This window comes from Secundilactobacillus silagei JCM 19001 (genome assembly GCF_002217945.1).
GTDB classification, from domain to species: domain Bacteria; phylum Bacillota; class Bacilli; order Lactobacillales; family Lactobacillaceae; genus Secundilactobacillus; species Secundilactobacillus silagei.
This window is the reverse complement of the sequence record NZ_BCMG01000037.1, coordinates 1-327: the sequence shown is the minus strand read 5'-3', so window position 1 is coordinate 327 and position 327 is coordinate 1. Positions and strand designations below refer to the sequence as shown.

Annotated in this window: 1 rRNA gene; it reads right to left on the bottom strand. The window is 56.0% G+C overall.

What is annotated here, in order from left to right:
* Positions 1–327, bottom strand: a 16S ribosomal RNA gene (locus CES79_RS12420); the annotation flags it as partial.

Here is a 327-nt window from a genome sequence, read left to right as displayed (position 1 = left end):
AGGCGGTTGGCTCCCGAAGGTTACCGAACCGACTTTGGGTGTTGCAAACTCTCATGGTGTGACGGGCGGTGTGTACAAGGCCCGGGAACGTATTCACCGCGGCATGCTGATCCGCGATTACTAGCGATTCCAACTTCGTGCAGGCGAGTTGCAGCCTGCAGTCCGAACTGAGAATGGTTTTAAGAGATTAGCTTGCCCTCGCGAGTTTGCGACTCGTTGTACCATCCATTGTAGCACGTGTGTAGCCCAGGTCATAAGGGGCATGATGACTTGACGTCATCCCCACCTTCCTCCGGTTTGTCACCGGCAGTCTCGCCAGAGTGCCCA